This window comes from Albimonas pacifica, from assembly GCF_900113695.1.
In the GTDB taxonomy this organism is placed as follows: domain Bacteria; phylum Pseudomonadota; class Alphaproteobacteria; order Rhodobacterales; family Rhodobacteraceae; genus Albimonas; species Albimonas pacifica.
Window position 1 is genome coordinate 223,122 of the sequence record NZ_FOQH01000009.1, and the last position, 25,997, is coordinate 249,118.

A 25,997-nucleotide genomic window follows, 5' to 3' on the forward strand; every position below is an offset into this window, starting at 1 on the left:
GCCCCGTCCCTGCGGCCTTTCCCGGTCCGTTCCCCCATCCCGCGCGCCCGGCGCGCGAAACCCGTTTCGGAGAGCCCGATGCTCCCCCTCTACCGTCGCCTCCGCGACCTCGCGGACCCATTCGTCGCCTACGAGGCGAAGACCCCGCCCGACCGCTACTGGCCCTTCATGTGGTCGATGCTCTCGCCCCTGAAGCGCCCGATGCTGGCGGCGGGAGGCTTGGGCGTGTGCGTCGCGATCATCGAGACCTCGCTGATCTGGTACGCGGGCCGGCTGGTGGACATGCTGGCCCAGGTCGGCGCCGAACAGGGGGCCGAGGCGCTGTGGTCCGCCCGCGGGCTGGAGCTGGCCTTCGTCGCCCTGCTGATCGTCACCGTGCGCCCGCTCGCCATCGGGGCGCAGATGGCCACGCTCGACATGCTGGTGGGGGTGAACGCGCTGGCGCTGGTGCGCTGGCGGGCGCATCGCCACGTGCTGGGCCAGTCGGCGAGCTTCTTCCAGAACGACTTCGCCGGGCGCATCGCCAACCGCATCGTGCAGACCGCTCCCGCGGTGGAGGAAAGCGCCTTCGGCGCGCTGGAGGGGATCGTCTACTTCTGCTCCTACGTGATCGGCGCGCTGCTGGTGCTCGGCCAGGCGGACGCGCGGCTGGCGATCCCGATCCTGATCTGGCTGGTGGTCTACGCCACGATCCTGCGCATCCTCGTCCCCCGCATGTCCCATGCGGCGGAGGAGAGCTCGAAGGGCCGCTCGGCGCTGACCGGCAAGATCGTGGACGCCTACACCAACATCCAGACCGTGAAGCTCTTCGCCCACGGCAAGCGGGAGCTCGACCTCGCCCGCGAGGCGATCGAGGACCTGCGCGAGCGCGACGGGCGCGAGATGGCGCTGATGTCGATCATGTCCTTCTCGCTGGCCCTGACCGGGGGCGTGCTGATCGTGGGCGCGCTGGGCACGGCGGTCTGGCTGTGGTCGATCGGCGAGACGACGCTGGGCGCGGTCTCGGCGGCCTCGGCGCTGGTGCTGCGGCTGAACGCCATGATGGGCTGGATCATGTGGGTCACCTCCCAGCTCTTCCGCTTCGCCGGCACCATCGCCGAGGGGATGATCACCATCTCCAGGCCCCACGAGATCGTGGACGTCCCCGACGCCTCCGAGCTGGTCCTGCCTGAGGGCGAGATCCGCTTCGAGGGCCTGCGCCACCGCTACGGGCGCCAGGCGGGGGGCCTCGACGGCATCGACCTGACCCTCCGCCCGGGCGAGCGGGTGGGGCTGGTCGGCCGCTCGGGCGCGGGCAAGTCCTCGCTGGTCAACCTGCTGCTGCGCTTCCACGACGTGGAGGAGGGGCGGATCCTGCTCGACGGCCAGGACGTGGCCCTGGTCACGCAGGATTCCTTGCGCAACGCCATCGGCATGGTCACCCAGGACACCTCGCTCCTGCACCGCTCGGTGCGCGAGAACATCCTCTACGGCCGCCCCGACGCGTCGGAGGCGGAGATGCACGCCGCCGCCGCGCGCGTCTCGGCCCACGAGTTCATCCTCGGCCTCGAGGACTCGGCCGGCCGGCGCGGCTACGACGCCCATGTGGGCGAGCGGGGGGTGAAGCTCTCGGGCGGCCAGCGGCAGCGGATCGCGCTGGCCCGCGTGGTGCTCAAGGACGCGCCGATCCTGGTGCTGGACGAGGCGACCTCGGCGCTCGACTCCGAGGCCGAGGCCGCGATCCAGGAGGCGATGGAGGAGCTGATGCAGGGCAAGACGGTGATCGCCATCGCCCACCGCCTGTCCACCATCGCCTCGATGGACCGGATCGTGGTGCTGGACGCGGGCCGCATCGCCGAGCAGGGCACGCATGGGGCGCTGCTCGCCCGCGGCGGCCTCTACGCCGGCTTCTGGGCGCGGCAGTCGGGCGGCTTCCTGGGCGAGGACGCGGCCGCCGAATAGGCCCCGCGCAGGGCCGGAACGAAAACCGCCCGCCCCGGGGGACCGGGGCGGGCGGCGTCGTTTCAGGCGGGCGGGGAAGATCAGTTCCCCATCATCTCCGGCAGGAACAGGATCACGTCCGGGAACACCGCCAGGATGGCGAGCACGAACAGGTCCATCACCAGGAACCAGAACACGCCGCGGAAGATCTGCGTCGTGGAGACGAGGTTGCCGACCACGCCCTTGATGACGAACACGTTCATGCCGATGGGCGGCGTGATCATGCCGATCTCGAGCAGCTTGCACAGCACCACGCCGAACCACACCAGGCTCCACCCCGCGTCGCCCACGATCGGCAGCACGATCGGCAGGGTCAGCAGCATCGCGCCCAGCGGCTCGAGGAACATGCCCATCAGCAGGTAGATGAGCACGATGCCCAGCAGCAGCATCGCCGGCGAGGCGCCGATGGTCAGCACCGACTCCGAGATGTAGTCGCCCGCCCCCGAGAGGGTCAGGAACCGGGTCAGCAGCGTCGCGCCGATGGCGATCACGATCAGGGCGGCGGTGGCGGTCACCGTCTCCTCGCCGGCCTTGCGGAACCGGCCCCAGCTCAGCTCGCCCTGCAGCGCGGCGACGATGCAGGCCAGGAACGCGCCGATGGCGCCGGCCTCGGTCGGGGTGAACACGCCGCCGAACAGGCCGCCGAAGATGCCCAGCATCACCAGCAGGATCGGCCAGGTGTCCTTGAGCGCGGCCAGCTTCTCCGACATCGGCTCGGCGCCAGTGTAGGGGGGGGCCAGGTTGGGGTTCAGCTTCACCCGCACCAGCACCACGATGACGTAGCCGATGCCCGAGATGATGCCCGCCGAGATGCCGCCCAGGAACAGCTCCGAGATCGGCTGCTGGGAGATCACGCCGTAAAGGATCAGGATGATCGAGGGCGGGATCAGCGCGCCGATGGTGCCCGCGACGGCGACCGTGCCCGTGGCGAGCTCGGCGTCGTACTTCTGCTTCATCATCTCCGGGACGGCGATGCGCCCCATCGCGGCCGAACAGGCGATGGACGAGCCCGAGACGGCCGCGAAGCCGGCCGAGCCGAAGATCGCCGCGATGGCGAGCCCGCCCGGCAGCGCCGCGGTCCAGACCTTGGCCGCGTGGAACATGCCCCTTGTGAGGTTGGTGTGATAGCAGATGAACCCGAGCATCAGGAACATCGGCACCGAGCTCAGCACCCAGTTGGCCGCGAACTGGTAGGGCATCACCGCGAGCGCGCCCCAGGCGACGCGCCAGCTCATCAGATACCAAAGGCCCCCGAAGCTGACCGCGATCAGCGAGAAGCCGATGGGCACCCGCAGCGCGATCAGGAAGAACAGGATCCCGAGGCCGGCGAGGCCGATTTCGACGTCACTCATTGAAAGCCTCCGGGTCGTGCTGGGCGATGACGAAGGGGCGCCCGACGATCAGGCAGATCAGTTTCCAGGCGGAGGCGAGCACCATCAGCCCGCAGCCCAGCGGAACCGCGAAATAGCTGGGCCAGATCGGGATCGTCACGATCCCCTGCTGCAGGGCCGCGCCGGACTCGAACTTGTCGACCGCCTCGCCCCAGCCGCGCACGGTCAGCAGCCCGAAGGCCACCACCGCGATCAGGCTCGCCAGCCCCGCCAGCGAGGGCTGCATCCCCTTGGGCAGCAGGTCCGAGACCACCTCGACCGAGATGTTCGCGTCCCGCGCCTCGGAGACCGCCAGCGATCCGAAGGCCAGGATCACCATGTAGTAGTTCGACACGACGGTGATGGTGCCTTCCACCGGCATGTTGAACAGGAACCGCCCCAGCACATCGCACACGATGTGCACCATCATCAGCACGACGCAGGCGAGGCCCGTCAGCCCCGCCAGCGATACAAGCTTCGTCAGGATCCATTCGATCCGCTTCATCGGCTACCCCGCCGTCCTAGGTTGAAATGAAAGGGGCCGCCCGCCGGTCCGCTCCCCCGGCGCGCGGCCCCGCGTGCTCACTGGCCGTAGGTGGCCACGTCGATCTTCGAGTGCAGGTTGTCCCAGTAGATCCGACGAAGCTGCGCCTCGGTCTCCACGCCCGCGGTCAGCCCGGACCACTTGGCCATCAGCTCGCGCAGCTTGGCGAGCTTGGCCTCGGCGTCCTTCAGCCCGAAGCGTTCGGCATAGGTCGCGCCCAGCGCCTCGGCGTCGGCCTGGATCCAGGCCTTGGTCTTCTCGACCAGCTCGGCGGAGGGCTCGTGGATCGCGACGCCCTTCTCCCGGGCCATGGCCATGTTCGCGTTCCCGACCTCGTAGTAGCTGTAGACGCCCTGGGCCGAGAGCGCGGCGGAGGCCTTGAGCAGGGCCACCTTGTTGGCCTCGCTCATCTCCCCCCAGCGCTCGCGGTTCATTTGGGCGACGCCCGAGACGAACGAGCCGCCGGGCACGCCCGGGGTCATGTCGGTGACCACGTCGATGAAGCCGAAGTTGGTCAGCTCGGGGGCCGAGGCCGCCACGCAGTCGACCACGCCCTGGCTCAGGCCCTCGAAGGTCTCGTTGATCGACATCGAGACGGCGGTCGCCCCCATCGCGGTCGCCCAGCGCGCCCAGAAGGCCCCGCCGGCGCGCACGCGCAGGCCCTGCAGATCCTCGACCGAGGAGACGGGCCGGGTGCACTGGAGGAAATAGGACTGCGAGCCGGAGCCGGTCAGGTAGACATGGTTCTGCGCCTCCAGCTCGGCCTGGCAGTCGGGGCAGTCGAAGAAGATGTATTCCATCAGCGCGCCGTTGTAGGCCATCACGTTGCGCGCCGGGTCCCCGTCCTCGAGCTCGGCCAGCGAGGCGAGCTCGGTGGCGTAGTTCATCTCCGGGAACTCGGTGATGAAATAGGGGGTCAGGACCGTGGTCAGGTCCGCCACGCCGTCGCGCACGCCCGAGGTGGACTCGAGGAAGTTCAGCAGCGACAGCGGATAGACCTTCACCTGCAGGTCGCCGCCGGATTCCTCGGCGGCCACGTCCGCGAAATGCTGGGTGGACGCCTCGGCCGACGAGCCCGGCGGCCAGCCGATGGCGAAACGAAGGTTCTCCGCCGCGAGCGCCGGCGTCGCCGCCAGCGCCGAGACGGATGCGGAAATCGCGAAGGCCGCGGCGCCCGCGGCCGGCTTCAAATGAAACATCGCTGGTACTCCCTGGTATGGCGTCCGCCTGCGCGGATTCTGTCTTGGCCGGGTCAGGCGGTCTTTCGCTGGAGGCCGGGCGACGCGCGCGCCGCCCGGCCCCTGACGGCGTCACATGCCGTAGGTCTTCACGTCGAGCTTGGAGTAGACGTTCTCCCACAGCACCTGCGCGAGCGCGTCGCGGTCGTCGATGCCCTCCATGCGCGGCATCCACTCGTCGACCAGCTTGCGCAGGTTCTCGAGCTTGCCCTTGGCGTTCTCGATGCCGAAGCGCTCCTCGTAGGAGGCGGCCAGCGCGTCGAGATCGGCGGCGATCCATTCCCGGCTGCGGGCCAGCAGGTCGTCGTCGGCCTGGTGGATCGCGATGCCCCGGGCGGGGGCCTTCTCCTCGACGTTCTCCCGGCCGTCATGGAAATAGGCCATGATGCCGTCGCCCGAGATCGCGGCGGCGGCGTGCAGGACGTGGCCGCGCTGCTCCTCCGACAGCGACGTCCAGGTGTCGAGGTTGATGTCGGCGATGGCGAAGGCGAAGGACGAGCCCGGAACGCCCACGGTGACGTCCGAGATCACGTCGATGAAGCCGAACTGGGTCATGTCGCCGGGGTTCGAGGCGGTGCAGTCCAGGATGCCCTGGTTGAGCCCCTCGAAGGTCTCGTTGATCGACAGCGACACCGGCGAGGCGCCCATGCCCGTCAGCCAGCGCGACCACCACGCGCCGCCGGCGCGCACGCGCAGGCCCTGGAGGTCCTCGTAGCTGGACACCGGCTTCATGCACTGCAGCACGTAGGACGAGGTCCCCAGGCCCGCCAGGAACACCTGGTTCTGGGCCTTGGCCTCGGCCTGGCACTCGGGGCAGTGCATGGCGACGTATTCGATCATCGCGCCCAGGTAGGCGAGCGTCGCCTGCTGGCGGTCGCCCTCCAGCAGCTCGGACATCGAGGCGGCCTCGGCGATGAGGTTCGTCTCGGGGTATTCCGACAGGAAGTAGGGCCACAGCACGGTGGCGATGTCGGCGATGCCGTCGCGGATGCCGTTGTTGGACTCGAGCAGGTTGAGCAGCGACAGCGGATAGACCTTCACGGTCGTCTCGCCGTTCGAATACTCCTCGAGCTTGTCCTTGAAGTGGTTGGCCGCCTTGTCGCCCAGCGAGTTGGGCGGCGAGCCGACGGCGAAGCGCAGCTCGACGGCGGCGGAGGGCGCGGCGGCCCCCAGCAGGACGGAGAGCGCGAAGGCCCCCAGCGCGGAGGCCTTGATGGCCTTTTTCATGGTCGTTCCTCCCGTGGTGGAGCGCCCCGCCCGCTTCTTGGCGTCGGGCGGGGCGCGGGGTTCATCGGCTCACTGGCCGTAGGAGGCCAGGTCCAGCTTGGACTGGATCTCGGCGAAGTAGAGGTCGGCCAGGGCCTCCTTGTCGGAGATGTCCTTGGTCAGGCCGTCCCACTTCTCGATCAGCTCCTTCATCTTGGCGACCTTGGCCTCGCCGTCGGTCAGGCCGAACTTCTCGGTGTAGTTGGCCACCGCGGTCGAGGCGTCGGCCTCGGTGTGGGCGCGGCTTTTGGCCATCAGCTCGGGGCCGGCCTGCTTGACCGGGATGCCGCGCTTCTCGGCCTCGGCGATGCCGTTCTGCGACTCCTGGATGTAGACGTAGGTGATCGTCGCGGCGAGCGCGGCGCCGGCCTTCAGAAGGGCGGTCTTCTCGCTCTCGGACGCGTCGAGCCAGACGTCCTTGTTGATCACCGCGGTGGCCGAGGGGAACTGCGAGCCCGGCGCGCCGGTGGTCACCCACTTGGCGACGTCGATGAAGCCGAAGTTGAAGAGCTCGGGGTTCGACGAGGCCGAGCAGTCGAGCACGCCCTGGTTGAGGCCCTCGAAGGTCTCGTTGATCGACATCGACACCGGGGTCGCGCCCATCGCCGAGGCCCAGCGCGCCCACCAGGCGCCGCCGGCGCGGATCCGCGCGCCCTGAAGCTGCTCGAGGGTGTTGACCTCCTTGTTGCAGATCAGGTGGTAGCGGGTCGAGGAGCCGCCGCCCAGGAACACGGAGTTGTTCTTGGAGAACTCGCCCATGCACTCGGGGCAGTTGAGCATCGCCCATTCCATGTAGGCGCCGGCGTAGACGATGCCCACGCGGTCGCCGTCCTCGACCACCAGGTCGGTCAGCGCGGCGAGCTCGGTGCCGAAGTTGGACACCGGGAAGTCGGACAGGAAGTAGGGCAGCAGGATCGTGGTCAGGTCCGCGATGCCGTCGCGCACGCCGGTCGTCGACTCGAGGAAGTTGAGCAGCGACAGCGGGTAGACCTTCGCGGTCAGCTCGCCGCCGGTCTCGGCCGCCAGCGTCTCGCCGAAGACGGCGAAGGAATTCGAGGTGTTGGTGTTCGGCGGCCAGCCGATGGCGAAGCGCAGCTCCTCGGCCGAGGCCGTGGTGGGCAGCGCGGTCGAGGCCAGAGCCGTGGCCGCGGCGCCGGCGAGGCCGGCGAACTGAGTGGTGCGTCGGGTCATGAAAATCCTCCCTGTCGACGTCGTTCCGGACGGCGCCGCCGCCCGGTCTCCCCAGACCCCGTCGGGGGTCCCCCTGCCCCCGGCCGGGGCGCGCTCCTGCGCGCCGGCCGGGGACGGATTCCTGACCTCCGCCGCCGCTCTCCCTGCGGAGCAGGGCCGGCGGAGGCGCTCACTCGGCCGCGTGGGCCCGGGTCTCGATGTAGGCCGCCTGGCTGCGGGGCGTCGGCGCGGGGATCTTGCCCTTGCGCGGCCCGATGTAGCCGAAGAGGTAGGCGGCCACCTTGCGCATCTGGATCTCTTCCGAGCCCTCGGTGATCCGGTAGCGGCGGTGGTGGCGATAGATGTGCTCGAACGGCTTGTGGCGGCTGTAGCCGATGCCGCCGTGGACCTGCATGGCGCGGTCGGCGGCCTCGCAGCACAGCCGGTTCGCGTAGTAGTTGCACATGGAAACCTTGTCCGACATGGTCTTCTCGACCTCCGGATGGGGCATCTGGTCCATTTCCCACGCCGTCTTGCGGATCAGCTGGCGCAGCATCTCGGCCTGGGTGGCGAGCTCCACCAGCGGGAACTGGATCCCCTGGTTGCGCGCCAGCTCCTGCCCGAAGGGCTTGCGGTGGCGGGCGTAGCGCACCGACTCCTCGATGCAGTAGACCGCCGCGCCCAGCGAGCTCGCCGCCTGGCGGATCCGGTTCTCGTGCACGAAGGCCTGGGCGAGGGCGAGGCCGTTCTCGGGCGGGCCGAACATCGCCTCCTCGGGCACCCACAGGTCGTTGATCGACAGGCGCGGGTGGTCGGTGGGCATGTTGAAGGTCCACAGGAACTCTTCGTTGCGGATGCCCTCGAGCGAGGTGTCGACCAGGAACGCCGTCAGCCCCTTGGCGTCGCCCGGGTTCCCCTCGCGCCGGGTGAACAGGATCACGTGGGTCGCCTCGTGCATCCCGGTGATCCACTGCTTCTCGCCGTCGATCCGGTAGCCCTTCTTGCCGTTGCGCTCCTCGGGGACGGCGCGGGTCTCCATGTGGGTGGCGTCCGAGCCGTGGCCCGCCTCGGTCAGGCCGAAGGCCAGCCGATAGGTGCCGTCGAGCACGCCGTTGATGAACTTCTCCTTCTGCTCCGGCGTGCCGAAGTCGCGGAGCATGATGATCGTGGGGAAGTTGCCGACCACCGAATGCTCGGTCTGCAGGTCGTTGAACAGCCCCAGGCCCTTGGAGGCCAGGTGCTCGCGGATCACCGCCATCGCGAGGTTCGAGCCCTCGTCCCCGCCGAACTCCTTGGGCAGGCAGAAGCGGTAGAAGCCGGCCTCGTCGGCCAGCTTCTTGGCCTTGCGCATCAGCGCTTCCCACTCGGGGCGCGGCAGGCCGCCGTTGTCGAAGTCGGTGCGCGCCCACTCGCGGCGGTGGTCGAAGAACCGCTCGTTGTCGTCCTGGGCCTGCAGCGGCTTGATCTTCTCGTCGATGAACGCGTCGAGGCGCGCGATATAGTCCTGCAGCTCCTGGGGTACCGAGAAATCCATGACGTCTCCTCCGGGGGTCAGCCTTCCGCCGCGCGGGCGCGGCGGTAGGGGGCGAACCGGGGCTGGTCTACCGCCAGCTTGTCCATCGTGGTTCGCCACAGATGGTCCGCGAGTCCGGGGGTGGTCAGATCCATCTCCCCCTCGCGCACCTTGGCGGCCAGGTCGGCCGTAAGTTCGTCCAGGTCGCCGTCGCGGCCCAGCAGGGCCGCGAGGCGCTCGCGCTCGGCCTCGCGCTCGGCGGCGGCCATGATCTGGCGGCGCACCATCTCCACCGCGTTGGCGGCGACGCGGGCGTCGAAGCTTTCGCGGGGCGGCAGGTTCGGCGCGGCCTCCTCCTTGAGGAAGCGCGCGACGGCGCCGAGCAGGTCCTCGGCGGCGGGATACTCGCGCATCAGATCTCCCTCCCGGTCAGGTCGGCGAGCAGCAGCAGCTCGATCTCCGAGGCGCGGCGCGCGATCACGTGGCGCTCGACGGACGCGTCGGCGCCGGCGCGGATCCAGCCGCCCATCCACTCGATGATCACGCCCCAGCGCAGGTTGCCCGCGACTTCCCACCAGCGGGCGGCGTGGCGGTCGACCCAGCCGCCGCCGGCGGCCTCGTAGGCCTCCCACAGCTCTTCGCGGGGCCCCATGCCGCCCACGGGCTGCTCGCCCCCGAAGCGCCAGGACCCGACGCAGAGCCAGGCGAGATCGGCGTGGGGGTCGCCGATATGGCAGCCCTCCCAGTCGAGCACGGCGTTCACGCCGGTCTCGTCCATCATCAGGTTGCCCAGCCGGAAATCCCCGTGGCAGAGGCGCAGCGGCGGCGTCTCGGGCATGTTCTGGGCGAGCCAGCGCAGCGCCAGCTCGAAGACCGGGCGGTCCTGGCCGAACTCGGCATGGTCGTCGACCATCTTCTTCAGCGTGCTCTCTGCCGTGCGCGTCTCGAGCTTGAGGTCCCCCGGCTCGATCGCGTGGATGGCCGCGAGGATGCGCCCGCACTGGGGGGCGAACTTCTCGCGCGCGGTCTCCAGCTCCGGAGCCTTGAGGATCTTGGGGCCGATGGTCTCGCCCTCGACCCGGGTCATGATGAAGCCCTCGCCCGCGCCCTCGTCGGGGGCCAGCACGTGCAGCACGCGCGGCTCGGGCACGCCGCGGGCGGCGGCGAGGCGGATCATCGCAGCCTCGGTCGCCAGCGGCAGGTCCTCCTTGCCGGGGCGGGCCTGGTCGGGGCGCCGGCGCAGGATCAGGTCGCGGGGCTGGGGGCCGGTCAGGCGGAAGGCCCAGGTCTCCTGGCTGGCGCCGCCCGAGAGCCGCACCAGGTCCGCGACGCCGGTCGCGCCCGTGGCGAGGCGGGGGGCGAGGCGCGACAGCGCCTCCGCCAGCGTCCGCTCCGGCGAGGTCTCGGCCGGGGCGACGCCGGTCGCGCCGGACGCGGCGCTCACCGCTGCCGGCGCGCGGCGGTCCGCGCGCGTCTGGTCGCCGAAACGGCCATGAAACTCCTCCCATTGTCCGGGGCTGGACGCCCCTGTTCGTGGTTGTTTTCGCCGCTCGTCAAGGAGCTGGCCGGCAACTTAACTAACCAATTAATCAGGCGCCGTAAACCCGGTTCGACGCCCCCGGCGCCGGCTTCGCGCAGCCCCCGCGGCGCGGTTCGCCGCAGGCGTCGCGGCCCGGGACGATTGACCTTCGGCGCGGGCGGCAGGACGGTGTGCCGGGCCCGCGCCGGACCGGGCCGAAAGAAGGGGACGAGCGGAAAATGACGGAGCTTTGGCAGGCCTCGGCGACCACGATCGCGGCGCGGGTGAGGGCGCGCGACACCTCGGCGCGCGAGGAGTGCGAGGCCGCGATCGCGCGGATGCAGGCGGTGAACCCCGCGATCAACGCGGTGGTCGACGAGACCGCCGAGCAGGCGCTCGCCGAGGCCGATTCCATCGACGCCGCGCTCGCGCGCGGCGAGCCGGCGGGCCCGCTGGCGGGCGTGCCCTCGACGGTGAAGATCAACATCGACTACGCCGGGCGGGCGACGACCAACGGGCTCAGGACCCAGGCCGACCTGATCGCGCCGCAGGACAGCCCGGTGGTGACCAACCTGCGCCGGGCGGGCGCGGTGGTGATCGGGCGGACCAACACGCCCGCCTTCTCGCTGCGCTGGTTCTGCCGCAACTCGCTGCACGGGCAGACGCTGAACCCCCATGACGCCTCGATCACGCCGGGCGGCTCGTCGGGCGGGGCGGGGTCGGCGGTGGCGGCCGGGATCGGGGCGGTGGCCCATGGCACCGACATCGCCGGCTCGATCCGCTATCCGGCCTACGTGAACGGCGTCCACGGCCTGCGCCCCACCACGGGCCGCGTGGCGGCGGCCAACCTCTCGGGCGCGGACCGGACCATGGGCGCGCAGCTCACCGCCGTCTCGGGCCCGCTCGCGCGCTCCATCGCCGATCTGCGCGTGTCGCTCGCGGCGATGGCGATGGGGGACCTGCGCGATCCCTGGCACATGCCGGTCCCGCTCGACGGGCCGCCGGTCGCGCGCAAGGCGGCGCTCGCCCCCGCGCCCGACGGGATGAAGGTCGCCCCCGAGGTGCAGGCGGCGGTGATCTCGGCCGCCGCGGCGCTCGCCGAGGCCGGCGTCGAGGTCGAGGAGGTCCCCCTGCCCCCGCTGCGCGAGACCGCGCGGCTGAACATCGAGCTGTGGATGGCCGATTTCGGCGTCGCCGGCGGCCCGAAGCTCGCGGCCGAGGGCGACCCGGATTCGATCTTCGTGGCCGAGCAGATGATGCGCATCGCCGGCCCGAACGCCGACGCGATGAAAGCCCTGCAGCGCCGGCTGGGCCTGCTGCGCGAGTGGCAGCTGTTCCTCGCCGAGTGGCCGATCGTGCTGCTGCCGGTCTCGGGCGAGGCGCCCTTCGCCAACAACTCCGACGTCGCGAGCGCGGCGGATTTCGACCGGATCTACGAGGCGCAGATGCTCCAAGTCGGCCTGCCCTCGCTGGGCCTGCCGGCGCTGACGGTCGCCACCGGAACCCCGGGCAAGCCGATGGGCGTTCAGCTCCTCGGCCCGCGGTTCCGCGAGGACCTGCTGCTCGACGCCGGCGCGATCATCGAGGCCGCCCACCCCCCCATCCGCCCCGTCGACCCCTTCGTCGTCGGCTGAGCCCCCCCACCCGCCGGGCGCCCCGCGCGCCCGGCGGACAAATCACATCGACTGATTTAATCTGTCCCAAATTGGGACGCAGGCCGACGGCGGCGCAGCGGGTGCGCCCTGCGCCCCGGGCGCAGGGCCGCCCGCAGGGGCCTTCCGGCCTGCGGCGCCTGTCGGCCGACAGGTTGAAAAGCGACGCTGCGTCGCCCCGCCCCAGCGCGCCTCCCGGCTTGCGTCGCGGCGCCGGAGGGTTCAACCATGCAGTTAACAAGGACCCGGGACGACCTCAGAGAGGTGGAAACGACTCGCCGGGCCGGGAGGAGACCGCCATGCCCACGCCCCACCGCGACGCGCGGACCCAGATCGTCAATCCCTTCGCCGGACGCGACGTCAACTGGCTGCTGGACTACCGCGCCGAGACGCGCGGCGCCCATCCCTTCCTGGTGTGGGAGCCCTTCGACGGCCCCCGCCGCGCCTGGACCTACGCCGAGTTCCGCCGCGACGTCCTGCGCCTCGCCGCCGGCCTGCACGCGCGCGGGATCCGGGCGGGCGAGGCGGTGATCGTCCACCTCGACAACTCGCCGGAGATGGAGCTCGCCTGGTTCGCCTGCCAGCGCATCGGGGCGATCGTGGTGACGACCAACACCCGCTCCTCGGCCGACGAGCTGGAGTATTTCGCCGACAACTCCGGCGCCGTGGCCGCCATCACCCAGCCGGAGCTGGCCGAGCTGGTGGCGGGCGCCTGCCGGCATGTGCGCTGGGTGGCGGTGACCGAGAGCCTGGTCGGCGGCGCCCCCGCCGAGGGCGCGCTGAAGCCGCAGGCCGAGGCGGCGTTCTCCTCCCTGATGGGCGATCCCGACGCCCTGCCCGGCCTCGCGTCCGATCCCTGGCGGCTGGGGTCGGTGCAGTATACCTCTGGGACCACCTCGCGGCCCAAGGGGGTGCTGTGGACCCATGGCAACGCGCTGTGGGGGGGGCGCTGCTCGGCCTTCAACGAAGGGCTGAACGCCGACGACGTGCACCTGGTGATGATGCCGACGTTCCACACCAACGCGCGGACCTATTCCATCCTGCCCAGCATGTGGGCGGGGGGCACGGTGGTGATGATGCCGAAGTTCTCGGCCTCGCGCTTCTGGGACGTGGTGAACCGGAACGGCGTCACCTGGTGCTCGATGATCCCGTTCTTCCTCAAGGCGGTGCAGCAGCAGGGGCCGGCGCCGAAACACTCGATCCGCATGTTCGGGATGGCGGCGAACGAGACCCCGTTCGATCAGTTCTACCGGGTCCGCTCGATGGGCTGGTGGGGGATGACCGAGACGATCTCCCACGGGATCGTGGGGGACAGCAAGCAGGCCAACAAGCCGATGACCACCGGCCGGCCCGGGCCGGGCTACGACATCCGCATCCTCGACGACGCGGGGCGGATGGTGGAGCCGGGGCAGACCGGGCACCTGCAGTGCCGCGGCTGGCAGGGGATCCAGATGTTCCTGGAGTACCTCGGCAACCGCGAGGCGACCGAAAGCAGTTTCGTCGAGGACGGCTGGTTCGTGACCGGCGACCGGGTGACGCTGGGCGAGGACGGCTGGATCACCTTCGCCGACCGCGACAAGGACATGCTGAAGGTCGGCGGCGAGAACGTCGCCGCCTCCGAGATCGAGCGGGTGATCGCCCTGGTGCCCGGCGTCTACGAGGGCGCGATCGTGGCCAAGAAGCACCCGATGCTCGACGAGGCGCCGGTCGCCTTCGTGATCCCCGCGCCGGGGCTGGACGCGGAGGCGCGCGCCGCCCTGCCCGCGGCGGTGATCGCCGAATGCCGCGCGAAGCTCGCGGATTTCAAGGTCCCCCACGACGTGCATGTGGTGGACGAGATGCCCCGCTCCACCCTCGAGAAGGTCCACAAGGCCAAGCTGCGCGAGCGGCTGGCCCAGATGGCCAGGCAGACCGAGGCGGCCGGCTGACGGCCCCCTCGCACGGAACCGCCCCCCGCGACCGGAACCGCCCCGCAGCGCCCGACAGAAGGCGGCAGGGGCCTGGGAGAGAGACCATGAACATTGCATCCAGCCCCCTCGAGGCCGCGCAGGCCCGGACCTTCGACGACGGCGACCATTTCGACGTGCTGATCGTCGGCGCCGGGATCTCCGGCATCGACGCGGCCTATCACCTGCAGCAGGACCATCCCGACCGCAGCTTCGCGATGATCGAGCGGCAGGCGGAGTTCGGCGGCACCTGGCGCACGCACAGGTATCCCGGCATCCGCTCGGACAGCGACCTGCACACCTTCGGCTTCTCGTGGAAGCCGTGGAAGAAGAAGGCCATCGCCGAGGCGCAGCTGATCCTCGACTACCTCGATCAGGCGATGGAGGAGCAGGACCTGCACCGGCGCGTGCGCTACGGGCACGAGGTGGTCTCGGCCGACTGGTCCTCGGACGACGCGCGCTGGACGCTGCATCTGCGCCGGCTGGCGGACGGGGCGGACCTGCGCGTGACCTGCAACTTCCTGTGGATGTGCCAGGGCTATTACGAGCACCGCGAGGGCTACACCCCCCGGTGGCCCGGCATGGACGACTTCAAGGGCGAGATCCTGCACCCCCAGACCTGGCCCGAGGACCAGGACCTGGAGGGCAAGAAGGTGGTGGTGATCGGCTCGGGCGCCACGGCCGCCACGCTGATCCCCGCCATCGCGGGCAAATGCGCCAAGGCCGTGATGCTGCAACGCTCGCCGACCTGGTTCGCGCCGCGCCCGACCCATGACGAGTTCCAGGCGACGCTCGCCTCACTGGGGCTGCCCGACGATCAGTACCACGACATCATGCGCCGCAAGGTCCTGAAGATGCAGGAGGACATCATCCGCCGCAGCTTCGAGGAGCCCGAAGCGCTGGGCGAGGAGCTGCTGGGCGCCGCGCGCGCCTATCTGGGCCCCGACTATCCGCTGGAGCGCGACTTCCGCCCCTCCTACCGCCCCTGGCGCCAGCGCCTGGCGCTGATCCCCGACGGCGACATGTTCCAGGCGATCCGCCGAGGCGAGGCCGAGGTGGTCACCGCGAAGATCGAGCGCTTCGAGGCGGACGGCATCCGGCTCGACGACGGCCGCCTGCTGGAGGCCGACGTGATCGTCACCGCCACCGGCTTCAACCTGCTGCCGCTGGGCGGCGTGCGCTTCGCCGTCGACGGCGAGGGCGTCTCGCTGCCCGAGCAGTGGCTGAACCGCGGGATCATGATCACGGGCCTGCCGAACCTCGCCTGGACCTTCGGCTACCTGCGCACCTCGTGGACCATGCGCGCGGACCTGGTGGCGGCCTTCGTCAGCCGCCTGCTGCGCCACATGGACGAGAAGGGCGTGCGCTCGGTCACGCCCACGCTTCGCGAGGAGGACCGGCAGATGGAGCCGCGTCCCTGGATCGACCCCGAGAACTTCAACGCCGGCTACATCATGCGCGGCCATGCGCTGATGCCCCGGCAGGGGGACCGGGGGCCCTGGGTGAACTCCCAGGACTACTACGAAGAGCGGGAGAGCCTTCCCGCCGCCGACCTGGAGGATGGAACGCTTGTCTACCGCTGATTATCCGCTGCCCAACGCCTCGACCGACCTGACGGGGAAGGTGGCGCTGGTCACCGGCGCCTCGTCGGGCCTGGGGCTTCGCTTCGCCAGGGTCCTGGCCTCGCAGGGGGCCAGGGTGGCGCTCGCCGCCCGCCGCACCGACCGGCTGGAGGCCCTGGCCGACGAGATCCGCGCCGCCGGGGGCGAGGCCGCGGCCTTCGCCCTGGACGTGACGGATGCGGCCCGGATCGAGGCGGTGGTCGGCGAGGTCGAGGCGGCGCTCGGCCCCGTCGACATCCTGGTCAACAACGCCGGCATCCCCGACGCGATGCGCGCCCACAAGATGCCGCTGGAGTTGGTGGACCGGCTGCTGGCGATCAACGTGCGCGCGCCGTGGCTGCTGTCCTGCGCCGTCGCCCGCCGCCTGATCGCGCTGGAGCGCACGGGCGGGCGGATCGTCAACATCTCCTCCGCCGCGGCCTTCAAGTATCGCGGCGAGGGGGCGGCGCTCTACGCCGTCTCCAAGTCCGCCGTGGCGCGGATGACCGAGACGCTGGCGACCGAGTGGGCCCGCTACGGGATCAACGTCAACGCCATCGCGCCGGGGGCGTTCTCGTCCGAGATGATGGACGGGATGCTGGAGCGGATGGGCGACATCACCCAGGGCTATCCCCGCAAGCGGCTGGGCGACCCGGCGCAGCTCGATTCCACGCTGCTGTTCCTCTGCGCCCCCGCCTCGGACTTCGTGACCGGGACCGTGGTGCGCGTGGACGACGTTCAGGCCGGGCGCTGAGGAGACCCCCATGGACTACACCGCCATCACCGTCGAGAAGCGCGGCGCCGCCGACTGGCTGACCCTCAACCGCCCCGAGGCGCTGAACACCATCAACGTGGCCATGGTCGAGGAGCTCGACCACTACTTCGGCGCGCTTCGCAACGACCGCGACACCCGCGTCGTGGTCATGCGCGGCGCCGGCCGCGCCTTCTGCGCCGGCCTCGACATCAAGGAGCGCGACCGCCGCGGCAACGAGGGCGTGCCCTTCGGCGGCGGCTGGGACTTCCAGGGCTTCCTCGCCGAGGTCTACATCAAGATGCGCCGCTGCCCGCAGCCGATCGTGTCGCTGATCCAGGGGCCCGCCTGCGGGGGCGGCTTCGCCTTCGCGCTCGCCTCCGACATCCGCATCGCGGGCGAGAGCGCCAGGATGAACTGCGCCTTCATCAAGATCGGCCTGTCGAGCTGCGACATGGGGGTCAGCTACTTCCTGCCCCGCCTGGTCGGCGGCTCGGTCGCCGCCGAGCTGATGCTGACCGGCCGCTTCATCCATGCGCCCCGGGCGCTGGCGACGGGGCTGGTCTCGGAGGTGGTCCCCGACGACCGGCTCGAGGCCGCGGCCCAGCCCTATGTGGACGAGATGCTCCATGCGTCTCCGACGGGCCTGCGCCTGACCAAGGAGGGGCTGACGATGGCGGTGGACGCGACCAGCCTCGAGGCGGCGATGGCGGTGGAGAACCGCAACCAGACGCTCTGCGCCCGCTCGGAGGACTTCGCCGAGGGCCGCCGCGCGTTCCTGGAGAAGCGCCCCCCGAGCTGGGCGGCCGGCTGAGCGGGGCGGGCCGGACCCGGCCCGCTCATTTCGATATGGTCCTTGCAATTGGAGGCCCGATGGTCCATATCAGCATGGCTATCGCTTGAAGCTTGACTATCGTCCGTCTCCAGAGGCTGCCGGTTATCTTGTTCTGACCGACTTGCCAGGGCGCGGCCTACTGCGCGCGCCGACCTAGACCAGGAGACCACGGACATGGCCACCGGCACCGTGAAATGGTTCAATTCCACCAAAGGCTTCGGCTTCATCCAGCCTGACAACGGCGGGCGGGACGTGTTCCTGCACATCTCCGCCGTCGAGCGTGCGGGCCTCGCGGCCCCCGCGGACGGCCAGAAGGTGTCCTACGAGGAGCAGTCCGGCCGCGACGGCCGCACCTCCGCCGAGCAGCTCGCCTACGAGTGAGCCTCCGGGCCTTCGGGCCCAGGTGGACTGAATTGGGGAACCCCCGTGGCGCAAGCCGCGGGGGTTTTTCGTTGTGGGGTGGGCCGCTGTCGAACGCGTCCGTCGACCGGAAAGCTCTGCGGCTCTCCCACGCCAAATAAGCGTCTCCAAACCGCACCCAGAGTGCCGCGCTAGTCCTCCGAGCCTGGATACCCCACCACGTAAAGCGACAACATCTCACTCTCGTTTAGGCGAGAAGGAAAGTCTCCGCCAAATTTGGCGAAACCAAGCTTCTTAAGGATCGCCACCATAGCCTCATTGCTGACTCGAGTAGTTGCGAAAACTCTTGCATCCCCAACGCACTCCCAAAGCTCCGCAAGCAAACTCGCCATTTTGCCTTTGCGGCGATGCGCTTCATCCAAGTAAATCCAACCAAGCTCGGATTTGCATGCGTCCTTCGCCAAATAACCAGCAGATACAAAGACGCGCTCTCGATAACTCTTTGCGGGCTTCTTGATCGCAGCCACCCCTACGGGAACATCATCGTGGGTAATTAAACCAAGCCAGTTGGCGCCCATTAGCCGAGCCTTCACACCAACAGCCACCTCCCCACCACGTTCGATCAACTCGGCCATAGAGGCGATCGAGTGCTCATCGAAATCTTCTGGAACGCCAACATAGGTCGTGTAGCGTTTTTGCTCGAAGGCTTCGCGCGCCTCATCAACAGAATCCTGCAAAATCTCCCGCACATCGTCGCGGCTCAAGAACTCAGCCGCCTCCCCGCGAAGTGTAAGTTCCACATTCTTACCGCTACTGATATGCTCCAGAATGCGTTCGTCTTCGGACGCCTGCTGTACAATTGAAGCCTTCAGATTTCGCCTTGCGCGCTCTTTGAGGGGATCGCTGCGACCATCTTGATTAAAAATAGCCTTGAACCGCAGAGCGCTATCACGTTGCAGCTTTATCACTTCCGAAATCTCCATCTTAATGTCGTCAAGGAGGCTTTCAGTGTCATCCAACTTCTGATCAGACCAGCCAAGAGTGTCTGACATGCGCTCTATATGCCCAGCTAGCGAAGACTCAAGTGCGCCCACCTCGCTGGAAATACTATCCGCAGCCGCCGCAAAGCGTGCTGCAAACGCCGCGGACTCGCTGTCTAGAAACAATTTAAGGAGCTCTCCAGGCTGAAGCGGACGGTTTCTACTTCCATCTCTTTGGCAGTAAATGCCCTTAGTGGTGCAATGCGGCTTTGAGGCACTGGCGGGTACGGCCACCTTAAGAAAAGGGGTCGCCGATAAATTTTCGACGTATATTTCGATGGCCACAGGCGGCACGCAGCTCAGCGCTTTATTTGTTACAGCTAACATTGTTGAATCGCTGACATCACAGCCAACGACTTCACCAACCTGCTCACCCATAGGGCCCTCCACCTCATTAACGCCAATTAGAATTATTCCTCCATCAGCGGAATTTGCGAAGCTGACAAAATCTTCTTGCGACACACCCTCTGGCTTGCGCTTGTAATCGACGAGCGCGTTTTCACCATGCGCGAGCAATTCTCTCGTGGCGGCGCTGATAGACTTAAGGCGGCGAGGGGATTTCAAAACGAAAATCCTTCTGCATAAAGGCACCTGTTGGACCAGCAGGCCTGCCACCGTTCCACCACTACCGCCGCCATGCAACACAAGACGATTGCCTTGCTCCCCACCCTCCTCCTCGCCGCCCCCGCCTCCGGCTCCGGCAAGACCCTGCTGACGCTCGGCCTGCTCCGCGCCTTCCGCGACCGGGGGCTCCACGTCGTCGGGGCCAAGTCGGGGCCGGATTACATCGATCCGCGGTTCCATCAGGCGGCCTGCGGGCGGGCCTCGAGCAACCTCGACGCCTGGGCGATGGCGGAGGGGGAGCTGAGGGCGAGGGCCCAGGGGGCGCTCGGGGGGGCGCTCGGGGGGGCCGGGGGCGACGGGCCCTCCGCCCGGCCGCTGCTGATCGTCGAGGGGGCCATGGGGGCGCTCGACGGGGCGCCGCCGGAGGGGAAGGGCTCGGCCGCCGATCTCGCCGCGGCGCTGGGGGCGCCGGTGGTGATGGTCGTGGACGCGGGGCGGATGGCGGGCTCGGCCGCGCTCGCGCCCGCAGGGCTGCGGGCGCTGAGGCCGGAGATCGAGATCGCGGGCGTGATCCTCAACCGCATCGGCTCGCCCCGCCACGAGGCGGCGGCGCGCCGGGCGCTGGAGGGGGCGGGGCTCGCCTGCCTCGGCGCGATGCCGCGGCAGGAGGCGCTCGCCCTGCCCTCGCGCCACCTCGGCCTGGTGCAGGCGCAGGAGCATCCGCAGCTGGAGGCCTTCGTCGCCGCGGCCGGCGCGGCGGCGGCGGCGCATCTCGACCTCGACGCGATCGCGCAGGCGGCGCGGCCGCTGCGGGCGGAGCCGGGAGACGCGGCGGCGCGGCTGGCGCCTCCGGGCCAGCGGGTGGCGGTGGCGCGGGACGCGGCCTTCGCCTTCGCCTACCCCCACCTGATGGCCGACTGGCGCGCGCAGGGGGCGGAGCTGGTCCCGTTCTCGCCGCTCGCGGACGAGGCGCCGGACGCGGCCGCGGACGCGGTCTATCTGCCGGGCGGCTATCCGGAGCTGCATGCGGGGCGGCTGGCGGGCGCCTCGGCCTTCCTGGGCGGGCTGCGGGCGGCGGCGGCGCGCGGCGCGACGGTCTACGGCGAGTGCGGGGGGTTCATGGCGCTGGGGGAGGCGCTGGTGGATGCGGACGGCGCGGCGCACCCGATGGCGGGGCTGCTGCCGGTGACGACCTCCTTCGCCGTGCGGAAGATGACGCTGGGCTACCGGCGCCTGGCGCCGCGGGCGGGGGCGCCGTGGGCGGGGGCGCTGAACGGGCACGAGTTCCACTACGCGACCATCGTCGAGGAGGGCCCGGCCGAGCGGCTGTTCGACGCGACCGACGCGGCCGGCAAGGCGCTCGCCCCGATGGGGCTGCGGGTGGGGCGGGTGATGGGCTCCTACGCCCATGTGATCGCGCCGGGCTGAGGGGTCGCTTGCGGGCCCCGGGGCGTCGGCGGCGCGCTTGCCCGGGCGGGCGGGCGCTGCTACCACCCCGCCAGACGACGCCGCGAGGCTGACCGGAAGGCGCCGCACGCCGACCCAGACCGGGGGCGGGGCGGGGCCGTCGTCGGGACGGGGGGCCGCCGCGGGCGGGCTCCTCCTCCGGTCTTGCGCGCGTCGGGCCCAGGCAGGCGGGAGGACGCGCGATGACCCAGACCTCGACCCAGGAAGCCCCCGTGCTGCGGGACGGCGCGACCGAGAAGATCGGCGTGATGATCTGCGGGCATGGCTCGCGGTCCCAGCGGGCGGTGGACGAGTTCGCGGTGCTGGCCGAGAAGCTGCCGGCGTTCCTGCCCCCGGAGTGGGCGGTCGAGCACGGGTATCTCGAGTTCGCCAACCCGGTGCTGCGCGACGGGCTCGACAAGCTGCGCGAGGCGGGGTGCACGCGGATCCTGGCGGTGCCGGGGATGCTGTTCGCCGCCATGCACGCGAAGAACGACATTCCCTCGGTGCTGAACACCTATGCCAGGACCCATGGCATCCGGGTGGATTACGGGCGCGAGCTGGGGGTGGACCCGAAGATGGTCCGCGCCGCCGCCGAGCGGATCGAGGAGGCGATCGCGAAGGCCGACGCCGAGGACGGCGTGGTGCCGCGGCACGAGACGCTGCTGGTGGTGATCGGGCGGGGCGCCTCGGACCCGGACGCGAACGGCAACGTCTCGAAGGTGGCGCGGCTGCTGTGGGAGGGGATGGGCTTCGGCTGGTGCGAGGTCGGCTATTCGGGCGTGACCTTCCCGCTGGTGGAGCCGGCGCTGGAGCATGCCGCCAAGCTGGGCTACCGGCGGGTGGTGGTGTTCCCGTATTTCCTGTTCACGGGCGTGCTGATCGACCGGATCTACGGCTTCGCGGACATGGTGGCCGAGGCGCATCCCGAGATCCGCTTCGTGAAGGCGGGGTATCTCAACGATCATCCGCAGGTGCTGGCGACGTTTGCGGAGCGGGTGACGGAGATCCTCGAGGGGGCTCCGGCGATGAACTGCTCGATGTGCAAGTATCGCGCGCAGGTGCTGGGGTTCGAGGCCGAGGTCGGCGCGCCCCAGGAGAGCCACCACCATCATGTCGAGGGCCAGGGGGCCTCGGCGCCGGGGTCGAACGTGGCGGACTGCCGGCTGTGCGACGACTTCTGCACCGGGGCCTGCCGGCTGGACCTGGGGCATGGGCATTCGCATGACCATGGGCATCATCATCACGACCACGACCACCCGCACGATCATGGCCACGGGCACGGGCATTCGCACGGGCACGGGCATCCGCACGATCACGACCATCACCACCCGCCCTACCCCCATGCGGACCACCCGCTGGGGCCGGAGAGCGTGCGCAAGCATCTGAAGGACCGTTCGTGAACGCAGCCCCGCTGTTCGACGTCCATGTCGCCGTCGACTGGTCGGCGGCGAGCGCGCCCACGGTCGGCAGGGACTCGATCTGGATCGGCCGGGCGCAGGGCGAGGGGCCGGCGGTCCTCAGCAACCCCGCCACCCGGGCCGAGGCCGTGGAGGCGCTGGCGGAGATGCTGGCGGGCGACCTCGCGGCCGGGCGGCGGGCGATGGTCGGGTTCGACTTCGCCTTCGGCTACCCGGCGGGGACGGCGGAGGCGCTGTTCGGCGCGCCGGGCTGGCGGGCGGTCTGGGCGGGGCTGGCGGAGGGGATCTCCGACGGGCCCGCGAACGCCAACGACCGGTTCGGGTTCGCGGACCGGCTGGCGGCGAAGGGCGCGCCGTTCTGGGGGCATCCGGCGGGGCGGGCGTTCGCGCATCTGCCGGCGAGGAAGCCCGCGGCGGGGGATTTCGAGGAATTTCGGGAGGCGGAGCGGTTCGCGCGGGCCCGCGGCGGGCGGCGGCCGTTCTCGGTCTGGCAGCTCTCGGGCGCGGGGGCGGTCGGAGGGCAGAGCCTGACGGGGATCGCGGCGCTGGAGCGGCTGAGGGCGGATCCCCGGCTGGCGGGCGCGGCGCAGGTCTGGCCGTTCGAGAGCGGGCTGGCGGCGCCCTCGGGGGGCGTCGTGTTCGCGGAGATCTGGCCCTCGCTGATCCCGCCGCATCCGGACGAGGCGGTGCGGGACGCGGGCCAGGTGCGGGCCTGCGCCGAGACCTTCGCCGCGATGGATCGCGCGGGGCGGCTGGCGGAGGTGTTCGCAGGACCCGAAGGGCTGGCCGGCGCGGCGCGCGCGTCGGTGGCGGCCGAGGAAGGCTGGATACTGGGACTGGGCCAGGAGTATCTGCTCGCCCGCTTCGCCGCAGGCGGGGGGGCCGGCGCGTCTGCTGATGCGCCTGCGGGCTCTGGCGGGCTCGCACCGGCGGGGCGGGCGTTCGGCCCGTGGCCGCCGTCGCAGGGCGCCTGGGAGCGGGACGGGGCGGCGATCTACGCCGCGAGTTTCGCGACGGCGCGGGCGGAGTGCGACCTGTCGGGCATGACGCCCGCGATGCAGGAGCTGGCGCTGCGGGTGGTGCACTCCTGCGGGATGCCGGAGGTGGCCTCGGGGCTGGTCTTTTCCGACGGCGCGGTGGAGGCGGGGGTGGCGGCGCTGGACGCGGGCGCCCCGGTGATCTGCGACGTGGGCATGGTGGCGCAGGGGGTCATCCGGCGCGGGCGCTGCGCGGGGGTCGAGGTGGTCTCGGCGCTCGATGCTCCGGGCTGCGCGGAGCTGGCGAAGGCGCAGGGGACGACGCGCTCGGCGGCGGCGATGGACCTGATGGCCGAGAGGCTGGGGGGCGCGGTGGTGGCGATCGGGAATGCGCCGACGGCGCTGTTCCGGCTGCTGGAGCTGATCGACCTGGGCGCGCCCAAGCCCGCCTTGATCCTCGGGTTCCCGGTGGGGTTCGTGGGGGCGGCGGAATCGAAGGCGGCGCTGGCGGAGGACCCTCGCGGCGTGCCTTTCGTGGCGCTGAGGGGCCGGGTCGGCGGCTCGGCGATGGCGGCGGCGGCGGTGAACGCCTTGTCGCTGGGATTGAAAGGGGACGGCCTGGCGGTTCCCGGGCGGGTGGGAGAGAGCGCATGAGCGAGCTTTGGCTGCAGATCGTGGGGCTCGGCGCCGACGGGCTGGAGGGGCTGCGGCCCGCCGCCCGGGCGGCGGTGGAGAGCGCCGAGGTGATCTTCGGCGCCGATCGCCACCACCAGCTGACGCTGGAGGTGGAGGCCGAGCGGGTGGCCTGGCCCTCGCCCTTCGATCATCTGCTCAACCGGCTGGAGGCGTTGCGGGGGCGGCGGGTGGCGGTGCTGGTCTCGGGCGATCCGCTGTGGCGCTCGGCCGGCTCGCGCATCGCGGCGGCGTTCCCGGAGGCGGTCGTGCATCCGCATGTCTCGGCCTACCAGCTGGCGGCGGCGCGGATGCTGTGGCCGGTGAACGGGTGCGAGACGCTGACGTTGCATGGCAAGGGGCCGGAGCGCTCGGTGGCGGCGATGCGGGTCTTCGTGCAGCCGGGCGCGCGGTTGCTGGCGCTGGCGGCCGATGGCGACAGCGCGCGGGCCGTGGGCACGGCGTTGACGGCCTGGGGCTATGGGCAGAGCCCGCTGCGGGCGATGTGGGATCTCGATGCGGAGACGGAGGGGTGGCAGGAGGCCCCTGCCTCCGCCTGGGCCTCGGGGAAGATCCCGCGGCCGGGGGATCTGTGCACGCTGGCGGTGGAGTGCCGGGCGGAGGCGGGGGCGCCGCTGGCGCCGGCGGTTCCGGGGCTGGCGGACGAGCTCTTCGAGCATGACGGGGTGATGACCAAGCGCGAGGTGCGCGCCGCCACCCTGGCGCGGCTGGCGCCGGCGCCGGGGCAGCTGTTGTGGGACGTGGGCTGCGGCTGCGGCTCGGTCGCCATCGAGTGGATGCGCGGCGCGCGCGCGGCGAAGGCCGTGGGGCTGGAGCCGCGGGCGGACCGGCGGGCGATGGCGGCGGCGAATGCGCAGGCGCTGGGGGCGCCGGGGCTGGTGCTGAAGGAGGGCTCCGCTCCGGAGGGGCTGGCGGGGCTGCCGGCCCCGGATGCGGTGTTTCTCGGCGGCGGGCTCTCGGAGGCCTCGGCCGAGGCGGCCTGGTGGGCGCTGTCGCCCGGCGGGCGGCTGGTGGCGAACGCGGTGACGCTGGAGTCGGAGGCGCTGCTGGTCAGGCTCGCGTCCCGCTTCGGGGGCGAGCTGAGCCGGATCCGGATCGAGCGGGCCTCGCCCGTCGGCAAGGGCGGGCCGCTGGCCTGGCGCCCGGCGATGTCGGTGACCCAGTGGAGCGCGCGCAAGTGAGCGGCGTGCTGCATGGGGTGGGGCTGGGGCCGGGCGATCCGGAGCTGATGACGCTGCGCGCGCATCGGCTGATCGCGGGGGCCGGGGTGATCGCCTATCCGGCGCCCGACAGCGGCGAGAGTTTCGCGCGGTCCATCGCGGCCGGGTCGATCCCGCAGGGCGTTGAAGAAATCCCCATCGTGATCCCGATGCGCGCCGAACGGTTTCCCGCGCAGGCGGTCTACGACCAAGCCGCGGGCGCGCTGGCGGAGCGGCTGCGGGCGGGGCGCGACGTGGTGGTGCTGTGCGAGGGGGATCCGTTCTTCTACGGCAGCTTCATGTATCTGTTCGGGCGGCTCGCGGGCGAGTTTCGCTGCGAGATCACGCCGGGTGTGAGCTCGATGGCGGCCGCGACGGCGGCGGCGGCGCGGCCGCTGTGCGCGAGGAACGAGGTGCTGAGCGTGCTGCCGGGGACGCTGCCGGAGGACGAGCTGGAGGCTCGGCTGGCGGCGGGAGGGGCGTTCGCGATCCTCAAGGTCGGGCGGCGGTTGCCGAGGCTGCGGGCGGCCATCGAGGCGGCGGGGCTGGGCGAGGGGGCGATGTATGTCGGGCACGCCTCGCTGGAGCGGCAGGTGGTGGCGCCGCTGGCCGAGGCGCCGCAGGACGCGCCGTATTTCTCGATGATCCTGGTTCCGGGGAGGGATCCGCATGTGGGCTGAGGGTCGCGCGCGCCGGCCCGCCGGGGTCCGCCCGGGCGAGGCTCCCGCCCACCCTCCCCGCCCGGCCCGGGCGGACCCCTTCGCGCAGGGCGCGCGGGGGCGGCGGGCCGGGGGCGCCGGGGGGCCGGGCCGGGGCCGCGCGAGGCTCGCGGTTCGCCCGCCTGCCGAGGGGATGCGCGCGGGGCGGGCCGGGGGCGCCCCGGGCCTGGCCCGGGGCCTCGCGCGGCCTGCC

At 70.9% G+C, this 25,997-nt stretch carries 21 protein-coding genes; 12 read left to right on the plus strand and 9 right to left on the minus strand.

Features of this window, described 5'->3' with window-relative positions:
• Window positions 1-78 precede the first annotated feature (78 nt).
• The gene (locus tag BM064_RS19950) at window positions 79-1,941 is read left to right on the plus strand and encodes an ABC transporter ATP-binding protein (RefSeq protein ID WP_092862719.1); all 1,863 of its coding nucleotides are present in this window, start codon (window positions 79-81) and stop codon (window positions 1,939-1,941) included.
• An 80-nt stretch (window positions 1,942-2,021) separates the two neighbouring features.
• On the opposite strand, the gene BM064_RS19955 is transcribed toward BM064_RS19950, so the two are convergent.
• The 8 genes from BM064_RS19955 to BM064_RS19990 all read right to left on the minus strand — a co-directional run bounded on the left by BM064_RS19955 (window position 2,022) and on the right by BM064_RS19990 (window position 10,525).
• Window positions 2,022-3,332 carry a TRAP transporter large permease gene (locus BM064_RS19955; RefSeq protein WP_092862722.1) on the minus strand — a complete coding sequence of 437 codons (1,311 nt, stop codon included), beginning with the start codon at window positions 3,330-3,332 and terminating at the stop codon, window positions 2,022-2,024.
• The gene (locus BM064_RS19960; protein WP_092862725.1) at window positions 3,325-3,855 is read right to left on the minus strand and encodes a TRAP transporter small permease; all 531 of its coding nucleotides are present in this window, start codon (window positions 3,853-3,855) and stop codon (window positions 3,325-3,327) included. The genes BM064_RS19955 and BM064_RS19960 overlap by 8 nt, the downstream gene beginning before the upstream one ends.
• A 77-nt stretch (window positions 3,856-3,932) precedes the next feature.
• Window positions 3,933-5,093 (minus strand): C4-dicarboxylate TRAP transporter substrate-binding protein, encoded by a 1,161-nt coding sequence (locus BM064_RS19965; RefSeq protein ID WP_092862728.1) that lies wholly within the window; start codon window positions 5,091-5,093, stop codon window positions 3,933-3,935.
• Between the two features lie 111 nt (window positions 5,094-5,204).
• Complete coding sequence (locus BM064_RS19970) at window positions 5,205-6,359, minus strand: C4-dicarboxylate TRAP transporter substrate-binding protein (RefSeq protein ID WP_092862815.1); 1,155 nt, start codon at window positions 6,357-6,359, stop codon at window positions 5,205-5,207.
• 69 nt (window positions 6,360-6,428) lie between these two features.
• Window positions 6,429-7,589, minus strand: coding sequence for a C4-dicarboxylate TRAP transporter substrate-binding protein (locus tag BM064_RS19975; RefSeq protein WP_092862818.1), 1,161 nt, complete (start codon window positions 7,587-7,589; stop codon window positions 6,429-6,431).
• Between the two features lie 169 nt (window positions 7,590-7,758).
• Entirely contained in the window at window positions 7,759-9,102 is a 1,344-nt protein-coding gene (locus BM064_RS19980; protein ID WP_092862821.1) for an acyl-CoA dehydrogenase family protein, read from the minus strand.
• Between the two features lie 17 nt (window positions 9,103-9,119).
• Window positions 9,120-9,494, minus strand: coding sequence for a DUF6285 domain-containing protein (locus BM064_RS19985; RefSeq protein WP_092862824.1), 375 nt, complete (start codon window positions 9,492-9,494; stop codon window positions 9,120-9,122).
• Entirely contained in the window at window positions 9,494-10,525 is a 1,032-nt protein-coding gene (locus BM064_RS19990; RefSeq protein ID WP_245779227.1) for a phosphotransferase family protein, read from the minus strand. The genes BM064_RS19985 and BM064_RS19990 overlap by 1 nt, the downstream gene beginning before the upstream one ends.
• Window positions 10,526-10,839: 314 nt before the next feature.
• Here BM064_RS19990 and BM064_RS19995 point away from each other — a divergent pair, with 314 nt between their 5' ends.
• From BM064_RS19995 to BM064_RS20020, 6 genes are all read left to right on the plus strand, one after another.
• On the plus strand, window positions 10,840-12,234 hold the full coding sequence (locus BM064_RS19995) for an amidase family protein (RefSeq protein ID WP_092862827.1): 1,395 nt from the start codon (window positions 10,840-10,842) through the stop codon (window positions 12,232-12,234).
• A gap of 317 nt (window positions 12,235-12,551) precedes the next feature.
• Window positions 12,552-14,180, plus strand: a complete 1,629-nt coding sequence (locus tag BM064_RS20000; protein WP_092862830.1) for an AMP-binding protein — start codon at window positions 12,552-12,554, stop codon at window positions 14,178-14,180.
• A gap of 86 nt (window positions 14,181-14,266) precedes the next feature.
• A complete protein-coding gene (locus tag BM064_RS20005; RefSeq protein WP_092862833.1) occupies window positions 14,267-15,781 on the plus strand; it encodes a flavin-containing monooxygenase in 1,515 nt (504 codons plus the stop codon).
• Window positions 15,768-16,553: an SDR family NAD(P)-dependent oxidoreductase gene (locus BM064_RS20010; RefSeq protein WP_218161085.1), complete on the plus strand. Its 786-nt coding sequence runs from the start codon at window positions 15,768-15,770 to the stop codon at window positions 16,551-16,553. Before BM064_RS20005 ends, BM064_RS20010 begins: the two co-directional genes overlap by 14 nt.
• Window positions 16,554-16,563: 10 nt before the next feature.
• Complete coding sequence (locus tag BM064_RS20015) at window positions 16,564-17,364, plus strand: enoyl-CoA hydratase/isomerase family protein (RefSeq protein WP_092862839.1); 801 nt, start codon at window positions 16,564-16,566, stop codon at window positions 17,362-17,364.
• Window positions 17,365-17,559: 195 nt separating this feature from the next.
• Window positions 17,560-17,766, plus strand: coding sequence for a cold-shock protein (locus tag BM064_RS20020; RefSeq protein WP_092862842.1), 207 nt, complete (start codon window positions 17,560-17,562; stop codon window positions 17,764-17,766).
• A 170-nt stretch (window positions 17,767-17,936) separates the two neighbouring features.
• Here BM064_RS20020 and BM064_RS20025 read toward each other — a convergent pair whose 3' ends face one another.
• Window positions 17,937-19,400 carry a GNAT family N-acetyltransferase gene (locus tag BM064_RS20025; protein ID WP_177236336.1) on the minus strand — a complete coding sequence of 488 codons (1,464 nt, stop codon included), beginning with the start codon at window positions 19,398-19,400 and terminating at the stop codon, window positions 17,937-17,939.
• A gap of 42 nt (window positions 19,401-19,442) precedes the next feature.
• On the opposite strand from BM064_RS20025, the gene BM064_RS20030 reads away from it, so the two are divergent.
• The 5 genes from BM064_RS20030 to cobI all read left to right on the plus strand — a co-directional run bounded on the left by BM064_RS20030 (window position 19,443) and on the right by cobI (window position 25,765).
• Window positions 19,443-20,777 carry a cobyrinic acid a,c-diamide synthase CobB gene (locus tag BM064_RS20030; RefSeq protein ID WP_245779228.1) on the plus strand — a complete coding sequence of 445 codons (1,335 nt, stop codon included), beginning with the start codon at window positions 19,443-19,445 and terminating at the stop codon, window positions 20,775-20,777.
• Between the two features lie 221 nt (window positions 20,778-20,998).
• Window positions 20,999-22,198 (plus strand): sirohydrochlorin chelatase, encoded by a 1,200-nt coding sequence (locus BM064_RS20035; RefSeq protein ID WP_092862848.1) that lies wholly within the window; start codon window positions 20,999-21,001, stop codon window positions 22,196-22,198.
• The gene (locus BM064_RS28445; protein WP_342741383.1) at window positions 22,195-23,847 is read left to right on the plus strand and encodes a precorrin-8X methylmutase; all 1,653 of its coding nucleotides are present in this window, start codon (window positions 22,195-22,197) and stop codon (window positions 23,845-23,847) included. Before BM064_RS20035 ends, BM064_RS28445 begins: the two co-directional genes overlap by 4 nt.
• Window positions 23,844-25,067, plus strand: a complete 1,224-nt coding sequence (cbiE, locus tag BM064_RS20045; RefSeq protein ID WP_092862851.1) for a precorrin-6y C5,15-methyltransferase (decarboxylating) subunit CbiE — start codon at window positions 23,844-23,846, stop codon at window positions 25,065-25,067. Before BM064_RS28445 ends, cbiE begins: the two co-directional genes overlap by 4 nt.
• On the plus strand, window positions 25,064-25,765 hold the full coding sequence (gene cobI, locus BM064_RS20050; protein ID WP_092862853.1) for a precorrin-2 C(20)-methyltransferase: 702 nt from the start codon (window positions 25,064-25,066) through the stop codon (window positions 25,763-25,765). Before cbiE ends, cobI begins: the two co-directional genes overlap by 4 nt.
• The last annotated feature ends 232 nt before the right edge of the window (window positions 25,766-25,997 follow it).

Coding starts and splice junctions, on each gene's coding strand:
- BM064_RS20005 (WP_092862833.1), top strand. CDS start 14,267: ATGAACATTGCATCCAGCCCCCTCGAGGCCGCGCAGGCCCGGACCTTC.
- BM064_RS19955 (WP_092862722.1), bottom strand. CDS start 3,332: ATGAGTGACGTCGAAATCGGCCTCGCCGGCCTCGGGATCCTGTTCTTC.
- BM064_RS20015 (WP_092862839.1), top strand. CDS start 16,564: ATGGACTACACCGCCATCACCGTCGAGAAGCGCGGCGCCGCCGACTGG.
- BM064_RS19950 (WP_092862719.1), top strand. CDS start 79: ATGCTCCCCCTCTACCGTCGCCTCCGCGACCTCGCGGACCCATTCGTC.
- BM064_RS20035 (WP_092862848.1), top strand. CDS start 20,999: ATGACCCAGACCTCGACCCAGGAAGCCCCCGTGCTGCGGGACGGCGCG.
- BM064_RS19970 (WP_092862815.1), bottom strand. CDS start 6,359: ATGAAAAAGGCCATCAAGGCCTCCGCGCTGGGGGCCTTCGCGCTCTCC.
- BM064_RS19965 (WP_092862728.1), bottom strand. CDS start 5,093: ATGTTTCATTTGAAGCCGGCCGCGGGCGCCGCGGCCTTCGCGATTTCC.
- BM064_RS19995 (WP_092862827.1), top strand. CDS start 10,840: ATGACGGAGCTTTGGCAGGCCTCGGCGACCACGATCGCGGCGCGGGTG.
- BM064_RS20000 (WP_092862830.1), top strand. CDS start 12,552: ATGCCCACGCCCCACCGCGACGCGCGGACCCAGATCGTCAATCCCTTC.
- BM064_RS19980 (WP_092862821.1), bottom strand. CDS start 9,102: ATGGATTTCTCGGTACCCCAGGAGCTGCAGGACTATATCGCGCGCCTC.
- BM064_RS19975 (WP_092862818.1), bottom strand. CDS start 7,589: ATGACCCGACGCACCACTCAGTTCGCCGGCCTCGCCGGCGCCGCGGCC.
- cbiE (WP_092862851.1), top strand. CDS start 23,844: ATGAGCGAGCTTTGGCTGCAGATCGTGGGGCTCGGCGCCGACGGGCTG.
- BM064_RS20020 (WP_092862842.1), top strand. CDS start 17,560: ATGGCCACCGGCACCGTGAAATGGTTCAATTCCACCAAAGGCTTCGGC.
- BM064_RS19960 (WP_092862725.1), bottom strand. CDS start 3,855: ATGAAGCGGATCGAATGGATCCTGACGAAGCTTGTATCGCTGGCGGGG.
- BM064_RS19985 (WP_092862824.1), bottom strand. CDS start 9,494: ATGCGCGAGTATCCCGCCGCCGAGGACCTGCTCGGCGCCGTCGCGCGC.